General features: G+C 62.4%; 25 protein-coding genes and 1 other RNA gene. 11 read left to right on the plus strand and 15 right to left on the minus strand.

What is annotated here, in order from left to right:
* Nucleotides 1-29: 29 nt before the first annotated feature.
* Complete coding sequence (locus PX653_RS13755) at nt 30-599, minus strand: DUF2059 domain-containing protein (protein ID WP_277418410.1); 570 nt, start codon at nt 597-599, stop codon at nt 30-32.
* Nucleotides 600-670: 71 nt separating this feature from the next.
* Complete coding sequence (gene gyrA, locus PX653_RS13760) at nt 671-3,346, minus strand: DNA gyrase subunit A (protein WP_277418411.1); 2,676 nt, start codon at nt 3,344-3,346, stop codon at nt 671-673.
* Between the two features lie 549 nt (nt 3,347-3,895).
* Between gyrA and ompA the strand changes: the two genes are divergently transcribed.
* From ompA to PX653_RS13790, 6 genes are all read left to right on the plus strand, one after another.
* On the plus strand, nt 3,896-4,609 hold the full coding sequence (ompA, locus tag PX653_RS13765) for an outer membrane protein OmpA (protein ID WP_277418412.1): 714 nt from the start codon (nt 3,896-3,898) through the stop codon (nt 4,607-4,609).
* A 130-nt stretch (nt 4,610-4,739) separates the two neighbouring features.
* Complete coding sequence (gene ubiG / locus PX653_RS13770) at nt 4,740-5,441, plus strand: bifunctional 2-polyprenyl-6-hydroxyphenol methylase/3-demethylubiquinol 3-O-methyltransferase UbiG (RefSeq protein ID WP_371876454.1); 702 nt, start codon at nt 4,740-4,742, stop codon at nt 5,439-5,441.
* A 58-nt stretch (nt 5,442-5,499) separates the two neighbouring features.
* Nucleotides 5,500-6,186: an HAD family hydrolase gene (locus PX653_RS13775; RefSeq protein WP_277418413.1), complete on the plus strand. Its 687-nt coding sequence runs from the start codon at nt 5,500-5,502 to the stop codon at nt 6,184-6,186.
* A 123-nt stretch (nt 6,187-6,309) separates the two neighbouring features.
* The gene (locus tag PX653_RS13780) at nt 6,310-7,281 is read left to right on the plus strand and encodes a hypothetical protein (protein WP_277418414.1); all 972 of its coding nucleotides are present in this window, start codon (nt 6,310-6,312) and stop codon (nt 7,279-7,281) included.
* Nucleotides 7,282-7,352: 71 nt separating this feature from the next.
* Nucleotides 7,353-7,713, plus strand: a transfer-messenger RNA (tmRNA) gene (ssrA, locus tag PX653_RS13785).
* Nucleotides 7,714-7,834: 121 nt separating this feature from the next.
* Nucleotides 7,835-8,047 carry a hypothetical protein gene (locus tag PX653_RS13790; protein WP_277418415.1) on the plus strand — a complete coding sequence of 71 codons (213 nt, stop codon included), beginning with the start codon at nt 7,835-7,837 and terminating at the stop codon, nt 8,045-8,047.
* A 1,058-nt stretch (nt 8,048-9,105) separates the two neighbouring features.
* Here PX653_RS13790 and PX653_RS13795 read toward each other — a convergent pair.
* The 9 genes from PX653_RS13795 to PX653_RS13835 form a co-directional block, all read right to left on the minus strand.
* A complete protein-coding gene (locus PX653_RS13795; RefSeq protein ID WP_277418416.1) occupies nt 9,106-10,020 on the minus strand; it encodes a hypothetical protein in 915 nt (304 codons plus the stop codon).
* A gap of 336 nt (nt 10,021-10,356) precedes the next feature.
* Nucleotides 10,357-10,626, minus strand: a complete 270-nt coding sequence (locus PX653_RS13800) for a hypothetical protein (RefSeq protein WP_277418417.1) — start codon at nt 10,624-10,626, stop codon at nt 10,357-10,359.
* Nucleotides 10,623-10,898: a hypothetical protein gene (locus PX653_RS13805; RefSeq protein ID WP_277418418.1), complete on the minus strand. Its 276-nt coding sequence runs from the start codon at nt 10,896-10,898 to the stop codon at nt 10,623-10,625. Before PX653_RS13805 ends, PX653_RS13800 begins: the two co-directional genes overlap by 4 nt.
* Entirely contained in the window at nt 10,895-11,347 is a 453-nt protein-coding gene (locus tag PX653_RS13810; RefSeq protein WP_277418419.1) for a glycoside hydrolase family protein, read from the minus strand. The genes PX653_RS13805 and PX653_RS13810 overlap by 4 nt, the downstream gene beginning before the upstream one ends.
* A gap of 28 nt (nt 11,348-11,375) precedes the next feature.
* Nucleotides 11,376-11,504, minus strand: a complete 129-nt coding sequence (locus PX653_RS13815) for a hypothetical protein (protein WP_277418420.1) — start codon at nt 11,502-11,504, stop codon at nt 11,376-11,378.
* 157 nt (nt 11,505-11,661) lie between these two features.
* The gene (locus tag PX653_RS13820) at nt 11,662-11,976 is read right to left on the minus strand and encodes a hypothetical protein (RefSeq protein WP_277418421.1); all 315 of its coding nucleotides are present in this window, start codon (nt 11,974-11,976) and stop codon (nt 11,662-11,664) included.
* Nucleotides 11,977-12,652: 676 nt separating this feature from the next.
* Nucleotides 12,653-13,207 (minus strand): PEP-CTERM sorting domain-containing protein, encoded by a 555-nt coding sequence (locus PX653_RS13825; RefSeq protein WP_277418422.1) that lies wholly within the window; start codon nt 13,205-13,207, stop codon nt 12,653-12,655.
* Nucleotides 13,208-13,450: 243 nt separating this feature from the next.
* Entirely contained in the window at nt 13,451-14,317 is an 867-nt protein-coding gene (locus PX653_RS13830; protein ID WP_277418423.1) for a hypothetical protein, read from the minus strand.
* A gap of 195 nt (nt 14,318-14,512) precedes the next feature.
* A complete protein-coding gene (locus tag PX653_RS13835) occupies nt 14,513-15,409 on the minus strand; it encodes an FkbM family methyltransferase (protein ID WP_277418424.1) in 897 nt (298 codons plus the stop codon).
* Between the two features lie 148 nt (nt 15,410-15,557).
* Here PX653_RS13835 and PX653_RS13840 point away from each other — a divergent pair, with 148 nt between their 5' ends.
* The 3 genes from PX653_RS13840 (at nt 15,558) to PX653_RS13850 (ending at nt 17,156) form a co-directional block, all read left to right on the plus strand.
* On the plus strand, nt 15,558-15,704 hold the full coding sequence (locus tag PX653_RS13840) for a hypothetical protein (RefSeq protein WP_277418425.1): 147 nt from the start codon (nt 15,558-15,560) through the stop codon (nt 15,702-15,704).
* 172 nt (nt 15,705-15,876) lie between these two features.
* Nucleotides 15,877-16,416 (plus strand): FxDxF family PEP-CTERM protein, encoded by a 540-nt coding sequence (locus PX653_RS13845; protein ID WP_277418426.1) that lies wholly within the window; start codon nt 15,877-15,879, stop codon nt 16,414-16,416.
* 158 nt (nt 16,417-16,574) lie between these two features.
* Nucleotides 16,575-17,156, plus strand: a complete 582-nt coding sequence (locus PX653_RS13850) for a hypothetical protein (RefSeq protein ID WP_277418427.1) — start codon at nt 16,575-16,577, stop codon at nt 17,154-17,156.
* A 335-nt stretch (nt 17,157-17,491) separates the two neighbouring features.
* Here the strand turns inward: PX653_RS13850 and PX653_RS13855 are convergent, their stop codons facing one another.
* Nucleotides 17,492-18,109 carry a GNAT family N-acetyltransferase gene (locus PX653_RS13855; protein WP_277418428.1) on the minus strand — a complete coding sequence of 206 codons (618 nt, stop codon included), beginning with the start codon at nt 18,107-18,109 and terminating at the stop codon, nt 17,492-17,494.
* 103 nt (nt 18,110-18,212) lie between these two features.
* On the opposite strand from PX653_RS13855, the gene PX653_RS13860 reads away from it, so the two are divergent.
* A complete protein-coding gene (locus tag PX653_RS13860; protein ID WP_277418429.1) occupies nt 18,213-18,515 on the plus strand; it encodes a hypothetical protein in 303 nt (100 codons plus the stop codon).
* Nucleotides 18,516-18,570: 55 nt separating this feature from the next.
* Here PX653_RS13860 and pncB read toward each other — a convergent pair whose 3' ends face one another.
* The 3 genes from pncB to PX653_RS13875 all read right to left on the minus strand — a co-directional run bounded on the left by pncB (nt 18,571) and on the right by PX653_RS13875 (nt 21,371).
* A complete protein-coding gene (gene pncB, locus PX653_RS13865) occupies nt 18,571-19,782 on the minus strand; it encodes a nicotinate phosphoribosyltransferase (RefSeq protein ID WP_277418430.1) in 1,212 nt (403 codons plus the stop codon).
* Nucleotide 19,783: 1 nt separating this feature from the next.
* Nucleotides 19,784-20,662 (minus strand): cysteine hydrolase family protein, encoded by an 879-nt coding sequence (locus tag PX653_RS13870; RefSeq protein ID WP_277418431.1) that lies wholly within the window; start codon nt 20,660-20,662, stop codon nt 19,784-19,786.
* Nucleotides 20,663-20,756: 94 nt separating this feature from the next.
* Nucleotides 20,757-21,371, minus strand: coding sequence for an FMN-dependent NADH-azoreductase (locus PX653_RS13875; RefSeq protein WP_277418432.1), 615 nt, complete (start codon nt 21,369-21,371; stop codon nt 20,757-20,759).
* Nucleotides 21,372-21,472: 101 nt separating this feature from the next.
* Between PX653_RS13875 and PX653_RS13880 the strand changes: the two genes are divergently transcribed.
* Nucleotides 21,473-22,390 carry a LysR family transcriptional regulator gene (locus tag PX653_RS13880; protein ID WP_277418433.1) on the plus strand — a complete coding sequence of 306 codons (918 nt, stop codon included), beginning with the start codon at nt 21,473-21,475 and terminating at the stop codon, nt 22,388-22,390.
* Nucleotides 22,391-22,647 lie beyond the last annotated feature (257 nt).

A 22,647-nucleotide genomic window follows, 5' to 3' on the forward strand; every position in this document is an offset into this window, starting at 1 on the left:
TTCAGTTGGGCTGCCTCGGTTGGGCTGCCTCAGTTCGGCTGGAGTTCGCGCATCAGCTTCTGCACGCGCGGCTCGACGACCTTCTGGCCGATCTTCATGCCCTCGCCCATCAGCTGCGGCATCTTCTCCAGTGCCTTGGCGCCCACGGGCGTGCGGTAGAAATCGGCCAGCTGGCGCATCTCGTCCGCCGTGAAGTGGCGCGCGTACAGCGGCACGATTTCCTCGATCATCTCATCGACCAGCGTGGGGTCGTTGAACAGCTGCGTCATCATGGGGCCGACATTGGCCAGGCGCTTGTCCACTGCCGCCAGGCGCTTGGCGCGCTCCGCGTCGCTCAGGTTGGGCGTGCCGCGCACCGCCGCTTCGGCCCCCGAGCGCATCATCTGCGGCATCTGCGCCGCCATCTTGCTGAACGCATCGTTAACCAGCTTGCGGTAGTTCATCGAGTCGAGCAGCTCGCGCACGGCCTTGGCCGTTGCCGGGTCCGGGGCGGTGGCGGCCGCGGGCGCCACTTCGGGCGTGACAGCCAACGCCGGCGCGGCCGCCAGGGCAAAGGCCAGGGAACAGGAGAACGACAGGACAGCGGCGATTTTTTTCATATGGTTATCTGTTTTTCGTTGAGTTGAAACACCGCGGGCCCGGTTCGATCGCTCGAACGGGCCCGCGTGGATTACTCGGCCACGGTGTCGTCGCCTGCCGGGGTATCGGGCTCGGCCGCCGGCGTGGCGGCAGCGGCCGCGCCGCCTTCCGGCTCGAACTCCACCTCGTCCGCATCCGCCTCGACGATACGCTGCAGGCCGGACAGCTTGGTGCCGTCCTCCACCGCGATCAACGTGACACCTTGCGTGGCGCGGCCCATCTCGCGGATCTCGGAGACGCGCGTGCGGATCAGCACACCGCCCGTCGTGATCAGCATGATCTCGTCGGTGGTGTCGACCAGCGTGGCCGCGACGACCTTGCCGTTACGCTCGGACGTCTGGATCGCGATCATGCCCTTGGTGCCGCGGCCGTGACGGGTGTATTCCGTGATCGGCGTGCGCTTGCCGTAGCCGTTCTCGGTTGCCGTCAGCACCGACTGCTGCTCGTTCTCCGCGACCAGCAGCGCGATGACGTTCTGGCCTTCTTCCAGGTTCATGCCGCGTACGCCGCGGGCCGTGCGGCCCATCGGACGCACGTCGTTCTCGTCGAAGCGCACCGCCTTGCCGGAGTCGGAGAACAGCATCACGTCGTGCTTGCCGTCGGTCAGCGCCGCGCCGATCAGGAAGTCGCCCTCGTCCAGGTCCACGGCGATGATGCCGGCCTTGCGCGGGTTGCTGAAGTCCTTCAGCGGCGTCTTCTTGACGGTGCCCAGGCTGGTGGACATGAACACGTAATGGTCTTCCGGGAACGTGCGGTTCTCGCCCGACAGCGGCAGCACGACGGTGATCTTCTCGTTGTCCTGCAACGGGAACATGTTGACGATCGGCTTGCCGCGCGAGTTGCGCGAGCCCTGCGGCACTTCCCACACCTTCAGCCAGTACATCCGGCCGCGGTTGGAGAAGCACAGGATGTAGTCGTGCGTGTTGGCGATGAAGAGCTGGTCGATCCAGTCCTCGTCCTTCGTGGCCATGGCCTGCTTGCCGCGGCCGCCGCGCTTCTGCGCGCGGTATTCGGAGATCGGCTGCGCCTTCATGTAGCCCATGTGCGACAACGTCACGACCATGTCCTGCGGCGTGATCAGGTCTTCCGTTTCCAGGTCGGTCGCGTTGTGCTCGATGGTCGAGCGGCGCTCGTCCTTCGCGCCGTATTCCAGCTTGGCTGCATTGAGTTCGTCGCTGATGATGGCGGTGACGCGTGCCGGCTTGGACAGGATGTCCAGCAGGTCGGCGATCTGCGCCATCACGTCCTTGTATTCGTTGACGATCTTGTCCTGCTCCAGGCCCGTCAGGCGCTGCAGGCGCATCTGCAGGATTTCCTGGGCCTGGTCGTCGGACAGCTTGTACATGCCGTCCGGCTGCATGCCGTAGTGCTTCGGCAGGTGCTCGGGGCGGAACGCCTCGATGCCCGCCTGGCCTTCGTCGCCAGTGCGGGCCAGCATCTCGCGCACGAGCGACGAATCCCATGCGCGCGCCATCAGTTCGGACTTCGCCAGCGGCGGTGTCGGCGCCGCCTTGATGATGGCGATGAAGTCGTCGATGTTCGCCAGCGCGACCGCCAGGCCTTCCAGCACGTGGCCCCGTTCGCGCGCCTTGCGCAGTTCGAACACGGTGCGGCGCGTGACCACTTCGCGGCGGTGCGACAGGAACGTGGCCAGCAGTTCCTTCAGGTTCATCAGCTTCGGCTGGCCGTCGACCAGCGCGACCATGTTCATGCCGAAGGTGTCCTGCAACTGGGTCTGCTTGTACAGGTTGTTCAGCACCACTTCCGGCACTTCGCCCCGTTTCAGCTCGATGACGACGCGCATGCCCGATTTGTCGGACTCGTCACGGATGTCGGAAATGCCTTCCAGCTTCTTGTCGCGCACGTTCTCGGCGATGCGCTCCAGCAGCGACTTCTTGTTGACCTGGTAAGGCAGCTCGTCGACGATGATCGCCGTGCGGCCCCCTTCCTTGCCGAATTCCTCGAAGTGGGTCTTGGCGCGCATGACGACGCGGCCACGGCCCGTGCGGTAGCCGTCGCGCACGCCGGACACGCCATAAATGATGCCGCCGGTCGGGAAGTCCGGCGCGGGGATCAGTTCGATCAGTTCGTCCACCGAGCAGGCCGGGTTGGCCAGCACGTGCAGCGCGCCGTTGATGACTTCAGACAGGTTGTGCGGGGCGATGTTGGTCGCCATGCCGACCGCGATACCGGAAGAACCGTTGATCAGCAGGTTCGGCACGCGCGTGGGCAGCACGGTCGGCTCTTTTTCCTTGCCGTCGTAGTTCGGCTGGAAGTCGACCGTTTCCTTGTCGATGTCGGCCAGCAGCTCGCCCGCGATCTTGTCCAGGCGGCACTCTGTGTAACGCATGGCCGCCGCGGCATCGCCGTCGATGGAACCGAAGTTGCCCTGGCCGGCGACCAGCGTGTAGCGCAGCGAGAAATCCTGGGCCATCCGCACCAGCGTGTCGTAGATCGACGAGTCGCCGTGCGGGTGGTATTTACCCATCGTGTCGCCGACGACGCGGGCGCACTTGACGTATGGACGGTTGTGCACGTAGTTACTCTCGTGCATGGAGAACAACACCCGGCGGTGCACCGGCTTCAAGCCGTCGCGCGCATCCGGCAAGGCGCGGCCCACGATCACGCTCATCGCATAATCGAGGTAGCTCTTGCGCATCTCTTCTTCGAGGGAAATTGGGATTGTTTCTTTTGCGAATTGATCCATTGGCGGGTCGATGTTCTCTGACGTTGGTTCCAGGGCGGTTATTACGGCGCCGCGCGCATGTGCCGCGCGGTCCCCGGTAGCCCTTCACGCTGCTGCAGGTGCAGGCAGACAATCGCACGATTTTAACATGCTGGCATGCCCGTCGGCTTAATTGCCCGCATTGCAGCATTTCCCCAAGGCGAGGTGGCGCCACCTGGCACGCGAATGGGGCACACTGCCGACCGACCCGGCATGTAATCGTGCCGACATATTTACTGATTATCATCGCCGGGCGCCGGCAAAACAGGTTGCATGGAAACAACATTTTGGTCGAATGTCCCCTGGCGCCCGGTTGGAACGCGCTCATGCGTTTTTCTCGCGTATGGCAAAATGACCGTAAATACAAACTTGGCTGTTTCGCAATCGGTAGTGTCCACATCAGGTGCGCCCCGTATCGCTCCATGGTAGTGCATGGGGTGCGCGTGTTAGTATTCGCACCACGCAACGCACTACATCAACCAAGCAATGCAGTGTGTTCTGCCGATATCACCCCCGAAAGGAAAGAAAAACATGAAAAAATTGATCGCATCCCTCTTTGCAGCGTCGGCAGTACTGGCTGGCACCGTGGCCGCCCAGGACAAGCCAACCGCGCCGCCTTTCGCGCCCGTGACCCAGGACATCCCCGCTCCAACCCCGAAGAGCGCGTATGTGCAGGACCAGCGCGGTGTCATCGCCCGTAACCCGTTCGGCCTGTGCTGGCGCACCGGCTACTGGACGCCGGCCGATGCGGTGCCAGGTTGCGACCTGCCGATCTGCGTCGAGCCCGAGCGCCTGGAAAACGGCAAGTGCGTAGCACCGCCGGCACCTGCCACCCCGGTTCCGACCGCGCCGACGCCGACGCCAGTGCCGACCGCACCGGTACCGACCTCGGAAAAAGTCAGCTACAACGCCGATGCGTTCTTCGATTTCGACAAGGCCGTGCTGAAGCCTGAAGGCAAGCAGGCCCTGGACGAGCTGCACTCGAAACTGGGCGGCATGAACGTCGAAGTCGTGATCGCCGTTGGCCACACCGACTCCGTCGGCACCGATGCGTACAACGACAAGCTGGCAATCCGCCGCGCCGAATCCGTCAAGGCATACCTGCTGAGCAAAGGCGTGGAATCGAACCGCGTGTACACCGAAGGCAAGGGCGAGAAACAGCCGGTCGCCGACAACAAGACCGCCGAAGGCCGTGCGAAGAACCGTCGCGTGGAAATCGAAGTCGTCGGTACCCGCAGCAAGTAATCACCGACCTGCGACCTGACACGTCAGGCAGCATCGAAACCCCGCCTTCGTGGCGGGGTTTTCATTTCACCCGCCGCTTGCCGTGCAAGCGTGCTTTGGAACCCGCCAGATTACCGCTATGATGCCGATCATGAATGCGAATGCCGACCCTCTCGAAATCCAGAAATTCAGCGAACTGGCCCACCGCTGGTGGGATCCCACGTCCGAATTCCGTCCCCTGCACGACATTAACCCCCTGCGCCTGGAATGGATCAACGCGCGCGCGCCGTTGGCGGGCAAGCACGTGATCGATATCGGCTGCGGCGGCGGCATCCTGTCCGAATCGATGGCGCGCAAGGGCGCCACGGTGACGGGCATCGACCTGTCGAAAAAGGCCCTGCGCGTGGCCGACCTGCACAGCCTCGAGTCGGGCGTGCCGGTGCGTTATAAACTGATTGCCGCCGAGGACATGGCCGCCGAGGAGGCGGGCCAGTTCGACGTCGTCACCTGCATGGAAATGCTGGAGCACGTCCCCGATCCGGGCGCCATCGTGCGCGCAGCGGCGACCCTGGTGAAACCGGGCGGCCACGTGTTCTTTTCGACGCTGAACCGCAATGCCAAGTCGTATGTCCACGCCGTCATCGGCGCGGAATACATCCTGCGCATGCTGCCGCGCGGCACGCACGACTACGACAAGTTCATTACGCCGGCGGAACTGTCGCAATATGTCCGCAGTGCGGGCTTGCAGGTGGACAGCCTGAAAGGCCTGGGGTATAACCCCCTGACCCGGCTCTATTCCCTGAACAACGACACGAGCGTCAATTACCTGATGGCGTGCACGCGCCCTGCATAAGCAGTATTTTTTCGGCAATCCAGGCGGCCACGGCCGCCGCTTTACCTTTGACCTGACCATGAGCTTTACCGCCCCGCGCGCCATTCTCTTCGACCTCGACGGCACCCTTGCCGATACCGCCCCGGACCTGGCCGCGGCCGTCAACCTGCTGCGCACCGCACGGGGCCTGGCGCCCACGCCGTATGAAGTGCTGCGACCGACCGCATCGGCCGGCGCACGCGGCATGATCGGCGCTTCGTTCGGGTTGACCCCGGCGGACGAAGGCTACGAGGAACTGCGCCAGGGCTTCTTCGACAACTACCAGGCCGCGATGATGGTGCACAGCCGCCTGTTCGACGGCGTGCGCGAGCTGCTGGACGGCATCGAAGCTGCCGGCCTCGTGTGGGGCATCGTCACCAACAAGCCGGCTCGCTTCACCGATCCGCTGATGCCGCTGATCGGCCTGGACCATGCCAGCTGTGTCGTCTCGGGCGATACGACAGCGCACGCCAAGCCCCACCCCGCTCCGCTGCTGGAAGCGGCGCGGCGCCTGGACCTGGCACCGGAGCAGTGCTGGTACGCCGGCGACGACCTGCGCGACATCCAGGCCGGCCGCGCGGCAGGCATGCCGACGATCGCTTGCCAGTGGGGCTACTGCGGCGCCGTCGAGCCCGAGAGCTGGCAAGCGGACCACCTGCTGGCGACGCCGGCCGACCTGCTGGACCTGCTGCGCACGACGTTGAAAGATGGCGCCCTGGCCGCGTAAGCGTTGTAGCGGGGCATGTTAGTGTGAATGCTCTGGCAATTTTCATTGCTCAGTTCCAACGATGGGCTTACCATGGATGGCAATTAGAATAATAACCTAGCAATTTCCCCGAGGGAGACAGGAATGCCTGGTGAAGAAACAACCGAACTGTCCCTCATGCCGCGCAGCACCGCCCCGCAGACCTGGACGGCCACGGTAGCAGAGAGCAAGTTCTATTGGTACGACCTGCTGGCCGACGGCACGCAGCTGCCCGATTTCCGCGACCCCGTCGGCCGCTACCTGCGCCGCATGCAGTTCGCGCTGGACGGCACGATGGAAAAGCGGCTGATCTATTTCCTGGTCGCCCGTCCGCGCGTGCGGATCGACCCGCAGCGCAGCGTCAGCTGGGGCTTTTTTTCGCTGAAGCTGACCGTTCCCGTACTGATCGGCGCGGAACAGCGCAAAAGCACGATCGCAATCGACCTGGACGTCCCGTTCGAAGCGACGCTGAAGAAACCCACGGTACAGCTGCAGGACAAATACCTGCTGCTGAACTGGGGCGCGCTGATGGAAACGTTCAGCATCCACGACCTGTTGCAACGTCACGACACCGGCCTGCCCGCCGCGGGCAAGATCCTGTACGTGGGCCAGACCCACGATCCGTCCGGCAAGCTGGCCAAGGGCATGGTGACGGCCGTGAACCGCCTGCGCGAAGCCACCGAGAACGAGTACGACAGCTTCCTGCTGGTGCAGCGCTACGACGTGCAGGTGGCGACAACGTCGACGGAACTAGCGGAAGAGCCGTCGGTCCGCACCCGCACCGACGTGGTCGAGGGCGCACTCATCCGCTACTTCGAAGGCCCTGCTCCGGGCAAGCGCCGGGACGCGGAAGTCAACACCCGCCGGGCCCACCTGCACGAGCTGCAGCAGACGTACTGGCTGGAACGGCTGACGGTCGACACCGGCTTCAAGGACGCGGACGCATTCTATGACCTGGGTTCGGACGCCGTGCCGACGGCCCGCCGCCACGTGTTCGACTGCACGTTCGAGCAAGGCCAGGCCCAGGTGACGCCGCTGGAAGCAGCGGGACGACCGCTCGCCGAGCTGAAGGCTTGACGCGGCGCTTAAAAACGGCTTAAAGGCTGTGCGCCGACGTGGGTTTGGAGTACAATAGCCTTTCCTTCTGTGGGGACGACCTGGTTTCGACGTGGGTTGCAAAGCAGAACAGGGCATACCGAGGGCTGGTCACCTCGTAAATACATCCAGAAACAAACTAACTGCAAACGATAACTCGTACGCACTGGCAGCCTAAGGGCTGTTAGCTCCACAACACCTCGCCTCTGGGGTGGGCCGTTAAAAGCTGTGGAGTCATTTACAGAGGCTAGGAATCAACCGGGTTACTTGGTTGCTTCCGAAATTTAAGGTAACTCGCTTGACTGAAGGGTGCTCGTCCCCGTCAGTCCGGTTAAATTAATTGGCAGAGCTAAGTATGTAGAACTGTCTGTGGAGTGCTTGCGGACGCGGGTTCGATTCCCGCCGTCTCCACCACCGAACACTTTAGAATCAATTAGTTAGCTGTAAGAGGCTGTCATTCTGTGGGGTATTCTGGGGCTGATTGAGCACCGGAATGCCAACAGAATGACAGCCTTCTTTTCGTCTGGAGGCGGCGATGACAAAGATTGGTACTCGAGGTGCAACTGTGTCTGTTTACGCGTTTAAACTCTACGATATCGCCAGCGACGAGTTCGTCTTGTCAAAGCGCTACGCGCGTATGCAGACGATCGAACGTATAGGCGCTGTCGTTGTCGGGCCGGCGATCGAAGTCCCTGCCGACAAGGTTGATCTCGAAGGCCTAACCCTTCCTGGCTACTCACCCGCGTGATCCAGCAGTGTGTTCCCCCAGGGAACCTGGCTTAATCAAGCAAAAGCTACGCCAAAAGCTACGCCCAGCGAGAACAAACTTGCAGGGGCGTTTGAATAGGCACGGACGACGCGCAGATGGCGTCGCCGACGAGCACGACTGGCGCCAATCATCTTTGAGCCGACAATGCGAAGCGGGGTTCGAACCAGACGACGCCGAAGCAGGAGAGCAAAACGCTTGTGAGGCCGCGCGGCCCAGGAACAGTTAGAATGGTTCCGCTTGAACCGCTCGGACGTGAATGGCGCCACTCAGGCTTGACATTCGCGAACGGCTACACTGGAACTATCGCCTAAGGCTCGGCCAACCCTTCCACCGCTTGGCAGACAGCGATACGAGCGCAAATCTGAGCTACCGCTCGACTAAGGCCCTGGCCGAACCAAAAATGCCCGTAAATGCAAGGCTATACCGGACTGTCAACAATGACAGTTTGATGTCAATTGTGTTCATATTCTGCTAAGCTAGCACGAAAACGATGGTCTCTCTTCCATGACTAGATTACTAGCTGGAGCCTCAACCGCATTTCGCCCCTACGACTTCGCGTGTGAACGACGGCCGAATCTTCACGGCCTCAGATATAATGCAAAAGGCTGCATTACGGCTACCATTTTCAAGCGATACACTAATGAACTTAACACCCTCCCTGGAGAATACATGCAACTTGATTTAGTCGTCGCACGGGACTGCGAGGCCACGACCCCCGAAGGAAATATTATTACCACGACCGTTGGGGTGAGTAGGCCGGTCTTTGTGAAGAAATGGACATGGTCTATTACCGTATCGTTGGGAGCTATTGATCAACCTCAGCTCTCATTTAATGGCGTCGATAGCTGGCATGCATTACAAATGGGCATGCAGAACGTTTTTAGCCATTTAAGGACTATGGAGCAGAACGGATGGAAATTCCGTTGGCTAGAGGGGTCCGAAGATAACCTTAAAAGCTTGCTACCTGAGATTGGACGACGGCTAGATTAGGCAGGCTTGGCTCGGATTAGAGGCGCCACCTGCCGCCCCCGTCCACATCAATCCGGAATAGATCTGCAATATTCCAGTTCGTTAACATAATACCGCATTTGAACTTCCCGACACTCCAACGCATCCCGCATAGTTGGGGCATCATCACAGACCTTATCCATCAGCGACCAAGCCCTATAGGCCGCAGCCATGCAAATCTTGCGATTTGGCGGGTCCATATGACTTGTACCGGGAATGTTAGGCGGTTCGGAGCCGCCCGCCGCCGCACCACCACCTTCTTCTGGATACCAGTCTGTCGCCCCGCCGTCAGGAAGCGGCTCCAACGGATCTTGATCTGGATATCCCGGAACCTCAACAACATTACCATCAGGAATATCATCCGTTGCACCATCAATACCATCGCAGCTAATTTCTGCTCCGCCACACCCGCGCCCAAAAGTCTGAACTGGCACACTCGTCGGAACCTTGAGATAGGTAGCGAGCCGGCTACTGCTCTTCAAAACAGCACCGGAAAATGCTGTTTTTATACTAAAAAGGTAGCTTGATCCCTTTCGATCCTTTCCAATCTCTCTGAAGTAAAAGCCTCCACCTCCCTTGCCATCGATGAGATCAATCGAAACGCCAGAAGGGGTGACGAATGGAATCTTAACACAGATAGCTTGAGCCTCATTGTCGCGTACCCCGCACACATGATTCGCCCTTCCAACTTCCATGAACCAAGTTGCCTGTTTCGTCTCAATAAGTTTTATCGCCAGCACTCTACTTTTACTCGAGCCCAAAAACATGTTTGGAAGCACCACTCTTCGGCATGCAGCCTCCCCTATATCGACCGCAGAGCAAACCCGAACCGAGTTATCTTGATCTAGCGCCACCGAGATGTGACGGCTATCCGAATTCATCGCGTAAGCCGAGACGCTAAAAAGCCCCATTAAGGAGATGCCAGTAAGAATTTCTTTGTACATATTAATCTCCAATTGTTATCAGAGATTTAACCGTACCATGATTCTTGGGGATATTTCTGATGAATGACAATCGCGTATCGAATTTTTCACTGTCAATAATTACAGATATAACCACTTGAAAATTTAGCTATCCCATATTTTTATTTGTCCAAAACAACAACGCCACCTTTCCAGAGCCAAAGCGGCGGGATATCTTCTTGTAACACTATTGTTAACACCACGCACTGTCGCGGGGTCGGTTCCCTGCTTGCTCAGTAGATTGAGGCCCGGCCACGCTGTTAGCGCAGCGCGTCCAGGCGCTCTGTCTTTTGTGCAGACGTCTGCACGTCTATTTCGTTACAGCCTTGAGTCCTTTGTAATGTTCACGGAGTCCGATGCGAGCTCGCGCCATGCGCGGCATGCGGTGGCGTTGTGGGCGTCGACTTCCGCGACTTCAGATAGCGGAATGCCGGCGGCGTCTCGGTCAGACTCGGCGGCAGGTCCGGCAGGCTCACCTGCCCAGGCGGCGTTGTAGCTGCGCACGAAGCCAGCATTGACGCCATAGCGATCATCGTCAGCGCGCGTGACGTAGACAGGCACCAGCTTTTCAATTTCGTCCCCTTTCACGTAGACCGTTTTGATTCGGTCCCGATATTGATTTCGGTTTGCATGACTACACGTGTCTGCGCCTGGGCTATCGCGCCGGTGTGGGCGGCTTCGGCAACGAGGTAGTCGATGTGCCGCTGGCCCGCGATGCGTTCGCCATGCAGCACCCCGAGGACGTAGACGGTCACCCCAGCCGCGGCGAAGATCAGCCAGCGAGCCCAGGCCGGCAGCACGAAGTCGAGCAGTGATGCGCCCGCCCTCCGCAGCCCCTCACGCAAAATGCCGCGATTCATTGCGCCTCCACGCACTGGGCGTGCTTCGTCAGCCGATCGGCCCAGAGGCCGGCGCAGCGCTTATTGCCAGGTGTCGAGCAGTCGAACCCGGCGGCGTATTTGAACAGCCGGATGCCGTCACACGCAGCGCGGTCGCTACCAGCGTTAAGGCGGCGCACGATCGTCGAGCTGCAGAACGCTTTCGGGCCGATGTTGTACGACAGATCGACGTACAGGTCGTACTCGGCCTGGTACAGCGGCACCTCGACGCACTGCTTCAGCGTCCCCTCGAACTGCTGGGCATCCACGAGCGCACGCTGTGCCGCCTTTACCGGCGTCGTAGCGTCGCCCATGCGCACGCCGCCAGTCGTGCCGAAGCCGACCGTTGGGACGTCGCCCTTGGTCGGAATGATCGCGTTGCTGGTGTAGCCCTCCCGGGCCAAGATGCCGACGAAGGCGGCCGCGCTCAAGGCAAGCCCAGATACGGCCAGGCGTGTTCTACTCATTGTGCTCCTCCAGGTGTTTCAATTTCGCCGCGGTTTCGGTTTCCTCGCGGCGGTCCTTCCGGTACATGTAGACCGCGTTCAGGGCAGAAGTCAGCAGCGCGGTCGCGATACCGATGATCACCCCCAATCGGTCAGCGTGAGGGAGGATGCGATGGACACGCCGGCTCCGGCATAGCTGATCGCTTCAGGGGTGGCGGGTCGACTCATGTCGGACGTCCTCTCAAAAAAAAGCCCGCCGAAGCGGGTTTGTCATTCGTGCAGCGGCCGTGATCAGTTGGCTACCGCTTGGCCGCGGGTTGGTCCGGATCTGGCTCCGGCGCACGTTCCGGTTCCGGTTCCGATTCAGGCGTTGCCGGCCATACCTCACCGTCCGGCGCCCACGTGGGGCTAACTGCCCAGGAGCTGAAGAACTCCGGCAGCATCTCGCGCATCAGCTTCGCCATATCGACGGAGCAGACGATGCAGTTGAAGACAAATCCATCGCCGTCCAGTTGGTACACCGTGCGCGGCTCGCTGTCCGGATGGCCCGGGTAAATCTCCAGGTCGCGCCAGTCGTTCGGCACGCCCAGCTCTCGCTGTCGTTCGATCGTCATTGATTCCCTCTGTTACCATTCGATCGACACGGTGCCGGGCTGGCCTGCTGGTGCCGACACGGTGAACGGGCCTGGACTAGCACTGTTTGTCGCCACAACTGCCGCCCCACCGACACCTCCACCGTGCCCTCCGCCAGCGGTTGCAGCGACGCCGCTGGCGCCAGCGTTGACCACGCCCCCAGAGCCAGCGAACAGCCCTGCAATTGTCTGCGTGGACGTCGAAAGCCCACCCGCGCCGCCGCCGCCCTCCATGTAGGCAGCCGGAAGCAGATCCAAACGCCGGCGATAAGGCACACGAAAAACTCGGGAATGACGGCAGAATGACAGCATACCGCCTGAGAACCGCATGAATGCTAGAGATAACGCGGGTTCGATTCCCGCCGTCTCCACCACCGAACAAATAAAAGGGCTCCAAGCTTCGCTTGGGGCCCTTTTTATTTGTTCTTTGGTTCCGACCGCGGGAATCGGTTCCGCGTCCGTCTCCGACGGACGCGGGGGATTTGCGGGGTTTCGGCGAGCATGCTCGCCGCCGCAAATCCGACCCGGGCCTAACGGCCCGGGGCTCTCCGATTCGCCCATGCACGACATCGCCCCGCGATGTCGCTGCCGCCTGGAGGGCTTGTCCGCGCTTCGCTGCAATGTCCGATAGCCAGACTCGCCTCGGAGACCTTAGCCCTTAGCCCTTGGCCCGTGCCCGCCGCCGCCAAACCCCAACCACCAGCACTCCAGCCCCAAGCAACGCAATGGAAGAAGGCTCCGGCACTGGCGCCGGATTGATCCAGAACGTGGTTCGATCGGTCCAGAGATAAGTCGATTCCGACCACTCGCCGCTGCCGTTCTCCCCTACGACCGACGAGAACTGACCGGCCTTGATTCTGCCAACGCTGTAATTGAAGTCATCCGAGTAGGTCCAGGAGGATGCGAAGTCCAGTTTTCCTGATCGTATTCCATAGCTGAAATCGGACAGGCTGCAGGACGTCATGACGCAACCGTCGGGATTATTGACGTACTCCATCGTATCGACCACGAAACTCGTCAGTTCCTGGCGTTGCAGGATCCCGTCGCCATTGACATCGGTGCCTTCGAAGCTGCCGTCGATCCTCGCAGATGGCAGGAAGATGTCCAGTTCCTGGTAGTGAAATCCCGAGTACGCGAAATCCCAGCGGGTTTGCGCCGAAGCGCTGGCAGCAGTGAAAACCATCAGTGCAGCGGGAAGCAACTTGTCGAGCATGGGTGACTCCTGTGTTGGTAGTCACCGGGAGGCAAAGTGCTCCTGTGACCAGAGGTTAGCATATCACCAATGCCACCAATACAGGTCGAGAATCGGCGGTCGCAACGCGGCATGTTCAGCGAAGCGCGAAACGACTCGAGGTCGAAGTTGTCGTCGTGCGCTGGAGTGGCGCAACTCGACACATTGCCCCATCCTCCAGTGCGCCGACGTTGGCGATCGATGTCCACGCAAACAGCGCTCGCTTCAGCCTCCCGTCGTCGTCGCCTGCACGGGCAAGGCCTCGCTCCACAATTCCGGCGTGCAATTCGACCAGGCAATGTCCGGCATGTAGAACAGGGCGGGCTTGGCACGTACCAGTTGCAGGAACGATGGTTGCTGCAGCGCCTGGATCCGGCCCTCGCTGACGACGAAGTCGAGCGAATGCTTTGGGTAAGCCAGCACCAGGCCCCGCTCGACGAACGCCACGTCCTGCGGCGGCGCCACCTCGGCCAGGCGCTTCTCGCTGTCACCCGGCACCAGCTTGCCCAGCTCGCGCCCCAGGTGTTCGTCGGCCTCGCGCTGCCGTTGCGCACGGTGCGCCTTCGACAGCGCCCGTACCACTTTCAGTGGATTCGTGCCCATCTCGACCAGCGCCTGGACCTGGCCGATGGCGGGGTTATCGAAGACCGCCCGGAGGCTGCGGCTGGTCGACGTCCCGCTGAAGACCAGGTCCACCGTCGACGCCGGCTGCGCGACCCGCAGCAGTGACTCGACCCACAGGCTGGCATCCTGCGCCCAGTAATGCCAGCGCGCCGTCGTATAGCCGCGGCAGGCGTAGAAAGCGTCGGCCTGTGCCCGGTTCAGCGTGCCGGCAAGACGACCGTCCTGGAAGACGACGCCGCCAACGTCCCCGTCTGCCAGTCCCACATAGGCCACCACCGCGCCGCTCGACGGCAGCGCTTCGAAGCGTTCCGTGACGGCTTCCTCGGGCAGGCCGCGCATGACGGTGCGGGCGTCGCTGGCGCTGGTGATCGTGAACGGCGGGGTGGCATTGCCGCGTTCGTCCGCCAAGGCGGACAGGGTAGGCAGGGACAGGGTGGCGGCAACGACTGCATAGATGGCCTGGCGCATGGCGGCGCTCCTCGGAAGCAATGCTGGTGGGGGACTCTCGCACGGTAGAGAGAACGAATCGACCCATCGCGTTATTCCGCGGCCGCCGCAGCGGGGACGCAGGAAGAATGGACAGGCCTGAGCATCTTGCATGCCCGGCCTGACGTTCAAATTGATGAATTGCAAGTTAACGGCGCGCTCGGCGCCGCCACGGCGTCATGCCGGCCCGGTCACCCCATCGATATTGGTGTAGTAGAAGTCATGGTCGATCTGGTGGAAGCGGCGCATGCCATAGCTTTCCAGGATCGGCAGTACGCCAGCCATCTGCGGCTCGTAGATCTCCACCTGCATGATCACCCGGTTGTTGCGCAGCGTCGCTTCCATGCCCAGCAGCACGTCACGCTCGTGCCCTTCGACGTCGATCTTGACGAGGATGTCGCGGTCCTGCAGATGCAGGAACTTGTCCACGGTGACGCACTCCACTTCGCTGATCGGGAAATGCACGCCACGCGCGGCAATGCCGACGCCGCCGCGATTGCCGTCCGGATGGCCCAGGCTGTCCCAAACGTCGATCATGCCCTCGCGCAAGCTGACGGCCTTGTTCAACGCCCGGATGTCGCGCGACGCCCGGTTCAGGAACAGGTTGGCCTGCAACTGGCCGAAGTTGAACGCATCCGCTTCGAACGTGTGGATCTCCTGGAAGATCTTCGTCTTGGCCATCAGCAGCGAGTACAAACCCCAATACGCGCCGATATCCAGGAACACGGGTTTGTCCAGGCTGCGGTAGCGCTGCGCCAGCCCCGTCATATAGGCGACCTGGCCAGGCTCCCAGCTGCCTGTCTCGATGACGGTCCGGTCCACCAGCGAGCTGCGATCCAGCAGCAGTTGCAATCCCAGCTTCACATGGATGTCGACTTGCTGTGTCCCGCCGATCCGCTCGGCTGGTTGCGCTACCGGTGCCGGGGCCAGGATGCCGCCGTGCTGTTCGCGAGCGACCGCCGCGAGCACGCCCAGGGACCCTTTCATCGATTGCGCGGCGTCGGCCAGCGAAAGCAGGCTGCCATAGGCACGGGTGAGTTGACGCAGGATAGGGAGTTCGGCGTAGGCGGCCATGGATCTGTCAACAATGAAGAGAAAGTAATGGTAGTGCAATGCTCCCTTGTTGAATAGCATACTTGCAACATGCTAGCGTGTCGTGTCACGCGCGCAGGCATGCGGATACCAGGTTTCAGCCCGACAATAACCGTGCCGGAACCTGTCCATGGCCAGCGTCGACGTCGATGGCACCCAGGTCAGCCTGGCGCCTGGCATGGTCGTGACGGTGGACGTGAAGACTGGGCAGCGGCGCTTGATCGATTATTCCCGGTCGTCATTGATCATCCACACGAGCGAAACCCGCGAAGGCTGACGATTGGCGGCAGCGCGATACCACAACTTTCATGGCAAGGGAAGCAATTTACGTTTTCACAACACCAGCCGGCTTCTCTGCGGGCAGTGAATATTTTGCAGAAATATCATGCAATACTTGTAAGACCTGATGAGATATCAGGACCCTCCCACTATCAGAAAGTGAGCCACCCATGAACATCACCAAGTTCTTCCGTGCAGCGCTCGTGATCGGCGCCCTGTTCGCCGGCCTGACTCAATCCGCGCAGGCGGATATCTACACGCATACCGGCGATACGACCGGCGGCCCGACCTACAACCGGCCGCTCGAGGGCTTGTCCGACCTGTCGGCGATCGGCACCGACGTGGCATACCGGACTTTCAATTTCAACCTGAGCGCGATGGGCGAGTACACCTTCCTGCTGACTTCGGATTATGACGGCTTCATGTTCATCTACCAGGACTCCTTCGATGCTGCCGACCCGCTGACGAACGCCCTGGGCGGCTCCGACGACCTGTTCGGCGGCACCACCTCCGGCTTCTACGGCGACCTGGATGCCGGCAATTACGTCCTCGTTTTCACGGGCTACGCCAACAACGACGCAGGCAAGTTCAGCGTGACGATCGGCGGCCCCGGCGTCATCACGGCCGTGCCGGAACCGGCGACGTACATGATGCTGGCACTGGGCCTGGCAGCGGTCGGCTACGCACAGCGCCGCAAGATGCAGCGTTGATCGCTGCAGTGGGGCACTGGAACGGCGGAGCTTGCTCCGCCGTTTTTCATTCGGCAGCCCGGCGTAGTCCTACACCACGCCAACCCGCGCACCTATTCCATGCGTAGCGCGCCCCCTCTACGATGGTCGGGTATTTCAACTTCGTAAGGGAGACGATCATGCAGAACGAAGGAAAAGAAAAAGGCCGCGACCTGTACCAGAAGACCCATGACGGCACCACCAGCGCGGGCTCGATGGGCACCGGCGCCACGGGCCACGTCGGCACGAAGGAAGGTTATGACGAGGCAGCGCACTCGGGTGGCAACCAGCAATCCGGCGGGCGTACGGACGACCTGCTTTCCGACGGCTCGGATGCGCAACTGGATGACCGTGGCTTCGCCAGCGGCAATCGCACGGGCGACCTGCAGACGGGCATGGGCGACATGGGCAGTCTCAGCCGGGGCGGCAACCGCCAGCAGGAAAGTGACGCCCAACCGGGCGGCCTGGGCGGTGCGATGCGGCCTTCCGACCCGGACGGCCTGCAAAACCAGGGCGGCGGCGCCGGCAACATGGGTTCGGTCAACGTGCCGGAATCGGGCGGACAGCGCATCGAGGATGGCAGCTCTGGCGACCTGATCGGCCACGGCAATGCGTCCGGCGGCGCCCAGCAGAACCGCCAGAGCGGCGAGCAGGGCCACGGCAGCCCATCGGGCGCCGGCAGCACGGCCGCGGATCAACGCGACTTGCACAACAAAAAGTAGTCCCGTCGAGCGTTCGCTGGACAGACGGTGTCATGCCCGGGAAAGCGGGGACAGAAATCGGGGACAGCCTCCGATTCGCGCTCTTGGCGAATCGGAGGCTGTCCCCGATTTTCGATTTCGGAGGCTGTCCCCGATTTCGAATCGGAGGCTGTCCCAAATGCCGCTAAGTTAAGAGATTCTGATATCCGTACAACAGCCTCAAGGCTTGGGGTCTGTCCCGTTTTTTGGGCGGTCCGGCGATCCGGCTGACCCCGGTTTTTCTCACGGAAGTTCATGCTTCTGCGATTAAAACCAGGGTCAGTCCCCTGCGGGGCGATACGGCGACCCGGCAGACCCTAACCCGGCGACCGTGCGCTTAACTTAGCGGCATCAGAGGCTGTCCCGGATTGAATTTTATGCTGGGAGGCTTCAGACTTGCGGCGATCCCCGCTTTTCAGGCGATACAGCACATGCCGCGCCAACCGGTGCGCAGACGGCAACGCCGGGTGATCGAAGTCGCCGTCCAGGTCCCGCACCATGCCCAGCCGCTCCATCACGCGGCGTGAGCGCACGTTCGCAGGCACCGTGAACGACACGATTTCGTCCAACCCCAGCGTATCGAAGCCATGCCGCAACGCGGCGCGCGCGCCTTCGGTCGCCAGGCCGCAGCCCCACCATGCCGATCCCAGCCGCCAGCCCACCTCGAAGCACGGCGCGAACGGCAAGCCCCCATCGACATACTTGACGCCGACGAACCCCACCAATTCTGCCGTCCCCTTCAGTTGCGCGGCAAAGTAGCAAGTGCCGTGCTGCGCGTACAGCGCGTTCTGCCGGGCGAACAGCGCGCGCGCCGCGTCGGCCGAGACCGGCCCGGGCAGGAATTCGGTGACGGCCGGATCGGCGTTGATGGCGACGAAAGGGTCCACGTCGTCGGCGCGCCAGGGGCGCAGCAGCAGTCGTTCGGTTTCCAACATACTGCCCTCCCCGGCAGTGCTTCACGATCAAGCGCCCCATCGGGACGCCATCCTTGCTATTTTTACAGCACAATGGTGCCAAACCCACAGAGGAGGAAGCACCATGCCCGATACGATCCACCGCAACTTCAAACAGGTGGCGGACGCCGAGAGCGCCCGCGCCGCCCTGCTCCAGGCCGGCTTCGACGGCTCGGCCGTGCAACTGAACCTGCACGACGCCCGCGCCCAGGACACGACGACGAACGCCGTCGAGAACATCATGGACTCGATGACGCCGGACGACGCCGACGACACGGATCACGCCACGCCGCGCGCGGCGGCACTGCTCAGCGTCGACGTCGACACGGAGCAGGAGCGCGAACAGGCCAATACTATCATGCTGCGCTTTGGCGCAGTGGAAGCGTAAGAAGACCCTTGGCGACAGGCTCCTGCCGCTGCGCGGCAGGAGCCTGTCGCCGACGTTATTGCTCGATCTCGAACACCTGCCGCAGGTAAGCGAGGAACGTCTCGTCCTTGGACATCGTCTTGCCCGGCGAGTCCGACAGCTTGGCCACCGACTGGCCGTTGCAGCGCACCAGCTTCATGACGATATTAAGCGGCTGGACACCCAGGTCGTTGGTCAGCCACGTACCGATGCCGAAGCCCGTCGTGATGCGGTCCGCGAAGTGGCGGTACAGCGCGATCGCCTTGTCCAGGTCCAGCCCGTCCGAGAACACCAGGCGCTTCGTGTTCGGGTCGATGCGCAGCTTGACGTAGTGCGCGATCGCTTTCTCGCCCCACACCACCGGATCGCCCGAATCGTGCCGCAGGCCGTCGAACAGCTTGGCGAAGTAGAGGTCGAAGTCGCGCAGGAAGGCGTCCATGCCGACGACGTCCGTCAGGGCGGTGCCCAGGTCGCCGCGGAATTCCTGCACCCAGTCCTCCAGCGCCGCCTTCTGGAAATCGCGCAGGCGCACGCCGAAGGCCTGGAACGACTGCATGTACTCGTGCGCCATCGTGCCGATCGGGTGGATCTTGCAGCGCATCGCCAGGTAGACGTTGGACGTGCCCTTGAAGAATTCCGGCACTTCGGCCGCCAGCCGCTGCACCACCTCGTCGTGCCAGGCGGCCGAGAAGCGCCGGCGCACGCCGAAGTCGGAAAACTCGAACGGGTTGCGCTGCATCGGCTGCTTGCCGAATTCCTTCAGGGCCGCGATCTTCGCATCCAGGCGGCGGCGCCCTTCCGCCAGCGCGGCGGCCTGGTCGAAGCGGCGGAAATACAGCTCGTTGACGATGTACAGCACGAAGATCTCGAAGCCCATCACGTGCACCTGCGGGCCGATCGCGTGGATCGCCAGCTCGTCACCCACGGTCGTCACCGTGATGAACTTGCGCTGGAAGCGGAACACCGTCAGGAAGTCGACGAAGTCGCTCTTGATGTAGCGCAGCGAACGCAGGTAGGCCAACTCCTCTTCCGTGAACGACAGGGTGCACAGATGGTCGAGCTGGCGTTCCACCTCGTCCTTCAGTTCGGCCAGCGGATAGGCGGGCCTGTTACGGCAGCGGAATTCGTACTCCGTCTGCGCGCCCGGGTGCCAGTGCAGCAGCGCCTGCCACATGGAGAATTTGTACAGGTCCGTCTCGAGCAGGCTGCGCACGACGGGCACGAACGGGACAGCGGTCATGGTCGTCATCTCAGCGCCCCGCATTGACCAGGAGCTCCTGCAGCACGTCGGCCGACTGTGCCATCTGCAAGCCTTTCGCGCGCATGCGCTCGAGGAAGTCGTGCTGCTGCGCCTCGAAGCCCGTCACGGGACTCATGCAATCCGTGACCAGCACCAGCTTGGCCAGTGCCGCCGGGCCTTCCCGCTCGAACGCTTCGACGATATGTTCGGTGGTGGCCTTGACGCAGTGGCTGCCCGCCTCGCCGGCGATATACACGCGGTCCGATTGCAGCAGGCTGTCGATCAGGGTGCGGTTCAGCTGCGTGTCCGGGTCGGCGCCGTCCGGCACTTCCGCCATCACGGCGGAATAGTGCTCGGTCCACGGATTGGAGCCCTTGGCGATCTTCTTCACGACGCCCAGCGCGGCATCCTCCCAGCGGTTGTAGGCGGCGCGCACGTCATCGTGCACGTTGTGGCCCCACGAACCGATCTCGCAATGGACAGGCCAGACGATCAGGCGATAGCGTCCGTTCGCTTCCAGCGCATCCAGGTAGGCCTGCGCCCGGGCTCGCGCTTGCGGGTGGCGCGGCAGGAAGCGCGTGGCGCGCAGGTCCTCGGCCGAGATCTGCGTGAACGGTGCAACGGGGCCGCCGTCCGCCGCCAGCCAGAACGTCGGATGGGCAATGTCGTAGCGGTGGTGCGAATCGAGGGTGACGCTGATGGCGCCGATGCCATTGCGACCCCGCTCGATGACTTCGGCCAGGCGGCGCATGTCGGCATGGGCACCCGGCACCGGCAGCGCCGGCATGACGGTGGTGCCGGTAACGGGATTGACGGGCAGGTAGGGCGGCGGCAGGTCGCAGAAGTCGTTCTGCGGGTCGATGATCAGCAAATGCAGGTGATGTTTCATTCAGGACTCCGAGGCAAGCGTGCCGATATGATAACGGCTGCAACGAATTCCTTCAGGGCGGCAACCGAAAAAAGCTGCCGCCCCTGGCGCATGCTTACGCGGCTGCCAGCTCGTCGATGGCGCTGCGGCTCTTTGCCAGCGTCTCGGCGACAGCCTGCTCGCCCAGCGCCACGCCCTCGGCGCGGATGAACGTGATGTCCGTCAGGCCCAGGAAGCCCAGCACGGCGCGCAAATAGGTCGCCAGGAAATCGTAGCCGGCGCCCGGCCCTTCGCTGTACACGCCACCACTGGCGGTGACGACGTAGACCTTCTTGCCGGTCAGTAGGCCGACGGGGCCCGTTTCCGTATACTTGAAGGTGCGACCGGCACGGGCGATCTGGTCGATATAGGCCTTCAGGCCGGACGGCACCGAGAAGTTGTACATCGGCGCACCGATGACGATGACATCGGCGGCGCCGATCTCGTCGACCAGTCGGTCCGACAACCGGACGGCAAAGGCCTGCTCGGCGTTGCGCTTGTCGGCCGGCGTGAAGAACGCGCCCAGCGTTTGCTCGTCCAGGTGCGGCACGGGATTGGCGGCCAGGTCGCGCTCGACGATGACGTCGTTCGGGTGGGCCTGCTGCCATTTGCCGATGAACTCCGCCGTCAGCTGGCGCGACAACGAACCGGTGGTGCGGACACTGCTGTTGATGTTGAGAACGGTTGCCATGATGGACTCCTTCGAATGTTGGGTGATTGCAGCCATCATAGAACGGGTTTAGTATCGAGGAAATCCGCTTTATACCGATAGATTTAATCGAAATTTCCGATATGCGTGACCCCGGCCTTCCCTCGCTCGACCAATTGCGCGTGTTCATCGCCGTCATCGACCACGGCGGTTTCGCGCACGCGGCGCGCGCGCTGCACCGCACCCAGTCCGTCATCAGCTACACCATCGCCAACCTGGAGGAGCAGCTCAACATCGAACTGCTCGACCGCAGCCGCCGCAAGCCCACGCTGACGGAAGCCGGCAAGGCGCTGCTGGCCGATGCCCGCGCCGTGTCGGCCAAGGTGGACGACATGCGGGCGCGCGCCAAGGCGCTGGGCGCGGGCCTGGAAGCGGAGGTCTGCCTGGTGGTCGACGTGATGTTCCCCATGTGCCGCCTCGTCACGGTGCTGGAGGCGTTCCGGCACGAGTACCCGACCGTCTCGTTGCGGCTGCACACGGAAGCGCTGGGCGCCGTCACGCAGATGGTGCTGGACGGCGCCTGCCAGCTGGGCGTGTCCGGCATGCCGGTGGCGATGCCCGACACCATCGAGCGCCAGCTGGCCGGCCACGTGGCGATGATGCCCGTGTGCGCGCCGCACCACCCGCTGGCCGCGATCGAGGGGGTCGTACCGACGGCCTTGTTGCGCGAGCACCTGCAACTGGTCGTGACGGACCGCAGCCCGCTGACGCAAGGCCAGGACTTCGGCGTGCTGGGGCGCAGCGACTGGCGCCTGGCCGACCTGCACTCCAAGCACGCGCTGCTGCGCGGGGGGCTGGGCTGGGGCAGCATGCCGGAGGCCATGATCGCGGACGACCTGGCGCAAGGCCGCCTGGTGCGCCTGCGCGGCCAGGACGGCGACTCGCTGCAGTATCCCCTGTTCGTCATCCACCGGACCGATGACCCGCTGGGTCCGGCGGGCCGCTGGCTCAAGCACCAGTTCCTCGAGCTCGACTACTCCCTCCCTCACGGCGCTTATTGATCCTTGTCGGATTCCACTTCTTCCTACACCGGCACGCGGCGTGCGCCTACTCCGGCGGGCCCGGTCGCGGCCTAGCATGGACCTCTGCCGGGGTGCAGGCACCCCGCAACGACCATGCATGAAAAAAGGAGATGACATGACGAACAATCTGGACAAGGTCGGCGGCAACTATCATTCAGGAAAAGCGGCGGATGCAGGCTACAAGACCGAGAGCGGCAACCACGCCGCCGGCATCGAAGCCAACGACAACCCCGCGG

The organism is Pseudoduganella chitinolytica, assembly GCF_029028125.1.
GTDB lineage: Bacteria > Pseudomonadota > Gammaproteobacteria > Burkholderiales > Burkholderiaceae_D > Rugamonas > Rugamonas chitinolytica.

Bases quoted from the DNA above. Each gene is read 5' to 3' on its own strand.
- PX653_RS13775 (WP_277418413.1), top strand. From the start codon at position 5,500: ATGAGCTTTACCGCCCCGCGCGCCATTCTCTTCGACCTCGACGGCACC.
- PX653_RS13870 (WP_277418431.1), bottom strand. From the start codon at position 20,662: ATGAAACATCACCTGCATTTGCTGATCATCGACCCGCAGAACGACTTC.
- PX653_RS13830 (WP_277418423.1), bottom strand. From the start codon at position 14,317: ATGCGCCAGGCCATCTATGCAGTCGTTGCCGCCACCCTGTCCCTGCCT.
- PX653_RS13835 (WP_277418424.1), bottom strand. From the start codon at position 15,409: ATGGCCGCCTACGCCGAACTCCCTATCCTGCGTCAACTCACCCGTGCC.
- PX653_RS13755 (WP_277418410.1), bottom strand. From the start codon at position 599: ATGAAAAAAATCGCCGCTGTCCTGTCGTTCTCCTGTTCCCTGGCCTTT.
- PX653_RS13845 (WP_277418426.1), top strand. From the start codon at position 15,877: ATGAACATCACCAAGTTCTTCCGTGCAGCGCTCGTGATCGGCGCCCTG.
- PX653_RS13875 (WP_277418432.1), bottom strand. From the start codon at position 21,371: ATGGCAACCGTTCTCAACATCAACAGCAGTGTCCGCACCACCGGTTCG.
- pncB (WP_277418430.1), bottom strand. From the start codon at position 19,782: ATGACGACCATGACCGCTGTCCCGTTCGTGCCCGTCGTGCGCAGCCTG.
- PX653_RS13850 (WP_277418427.1), top strand. From the start codon at position 16,575: ATGCAGAACGAAGGAAAAGAAAAAGGCCGCGACCTGTACCAGAAGACC.
- gyrA (WP_277418411.1), bottom strand. From the start codon at position 3,346: ATGGATCAATTCGCAAAAGAAACAATCCCAATTTCCCTCGAAGAAGAG.
- PX653_RS13790 (WP_277418415.1), top strand. From the start codon at position 7,835: ATGACAAAGATTGGTACTCGAGGTGCAACTGTGTCTGTTTACGCGTTT.
- PX653_RS13780 (WP_277418414.1), top strand. From the start codon at position 6,310: ATGCCTGGTGAAGAAACAACCGAACTGTCCCTCATGCCGCGCAGCACC.
- PX653_RS13805 (WP_277418418.1), bottom strand. From the start codon at position 10,898: ATGAATCGCGGCATTTTGCGTGAGGGGCTGCGGAGGGCGGGCGCATCA.
- PX653_RS13820 (WP_277418421.1), bottom strand. From the start codon at position 11,976: ATGACGATCGAACGACAGCGAGAGCTGGGCGTGCCGAACGACTGGCGC.
- PX653_RS13795 (WP_277418416.1), bottom strand. From the start codon at position 10,020: ATGTACAAAGAAATTCTTACTGGCATCTCCTTAATGGGGCTTTTTAGC.
- PX653_RS13855 (WP_277418428.1), bottom strand. From the start codon at position 18,109: ATGTTGGAAACCGAACGACTGCTGCTGCGCCCCTGGCGCGCCGACGAC.
- PX653_RS13860 (WP_277418429.1), top strand. From the start codon at position 18,213: ATGCCCGATACGATCCACCGCAACTTCAAACAGGTGGCGGACGCCGAG.
- ompA (WP_277418412.1), top strand. From the start codon at position 3,896: ATGAAAAAATTGATCGCATCCCTCTTTGCAGCGTCGGCAGTACTGGCT.
- PX653_RS13840 (WP_277418425.1), top strand. From the start codon at position 15,558: ATGGCCAGCGTCGACGTCGATGGCACCCAGGTCAGCCTGGCGCCTGGC.
- ubiG (WP_371876454.1), top strand. From the start codon at position 4,740: ATGAATGCGAATGCCGACCCTCTCGAAATCCAGAAATTCAGCGAACTG.
- PX653_RS13825 (WP_277418422.1), bottom strand. From the start codon at position 13,207: ATGCTCGACAAGTTGCTTCCCGCTGCACTGATGGTTTTCACTGCTGCC.
- PX653_RS13880 (WP_277418433.1), top strand. From the start codon at position 21,473: ATGCGTGACCCCGGCCTTCCCTCGCTCGACCAATTGCGCGTGTTCATC.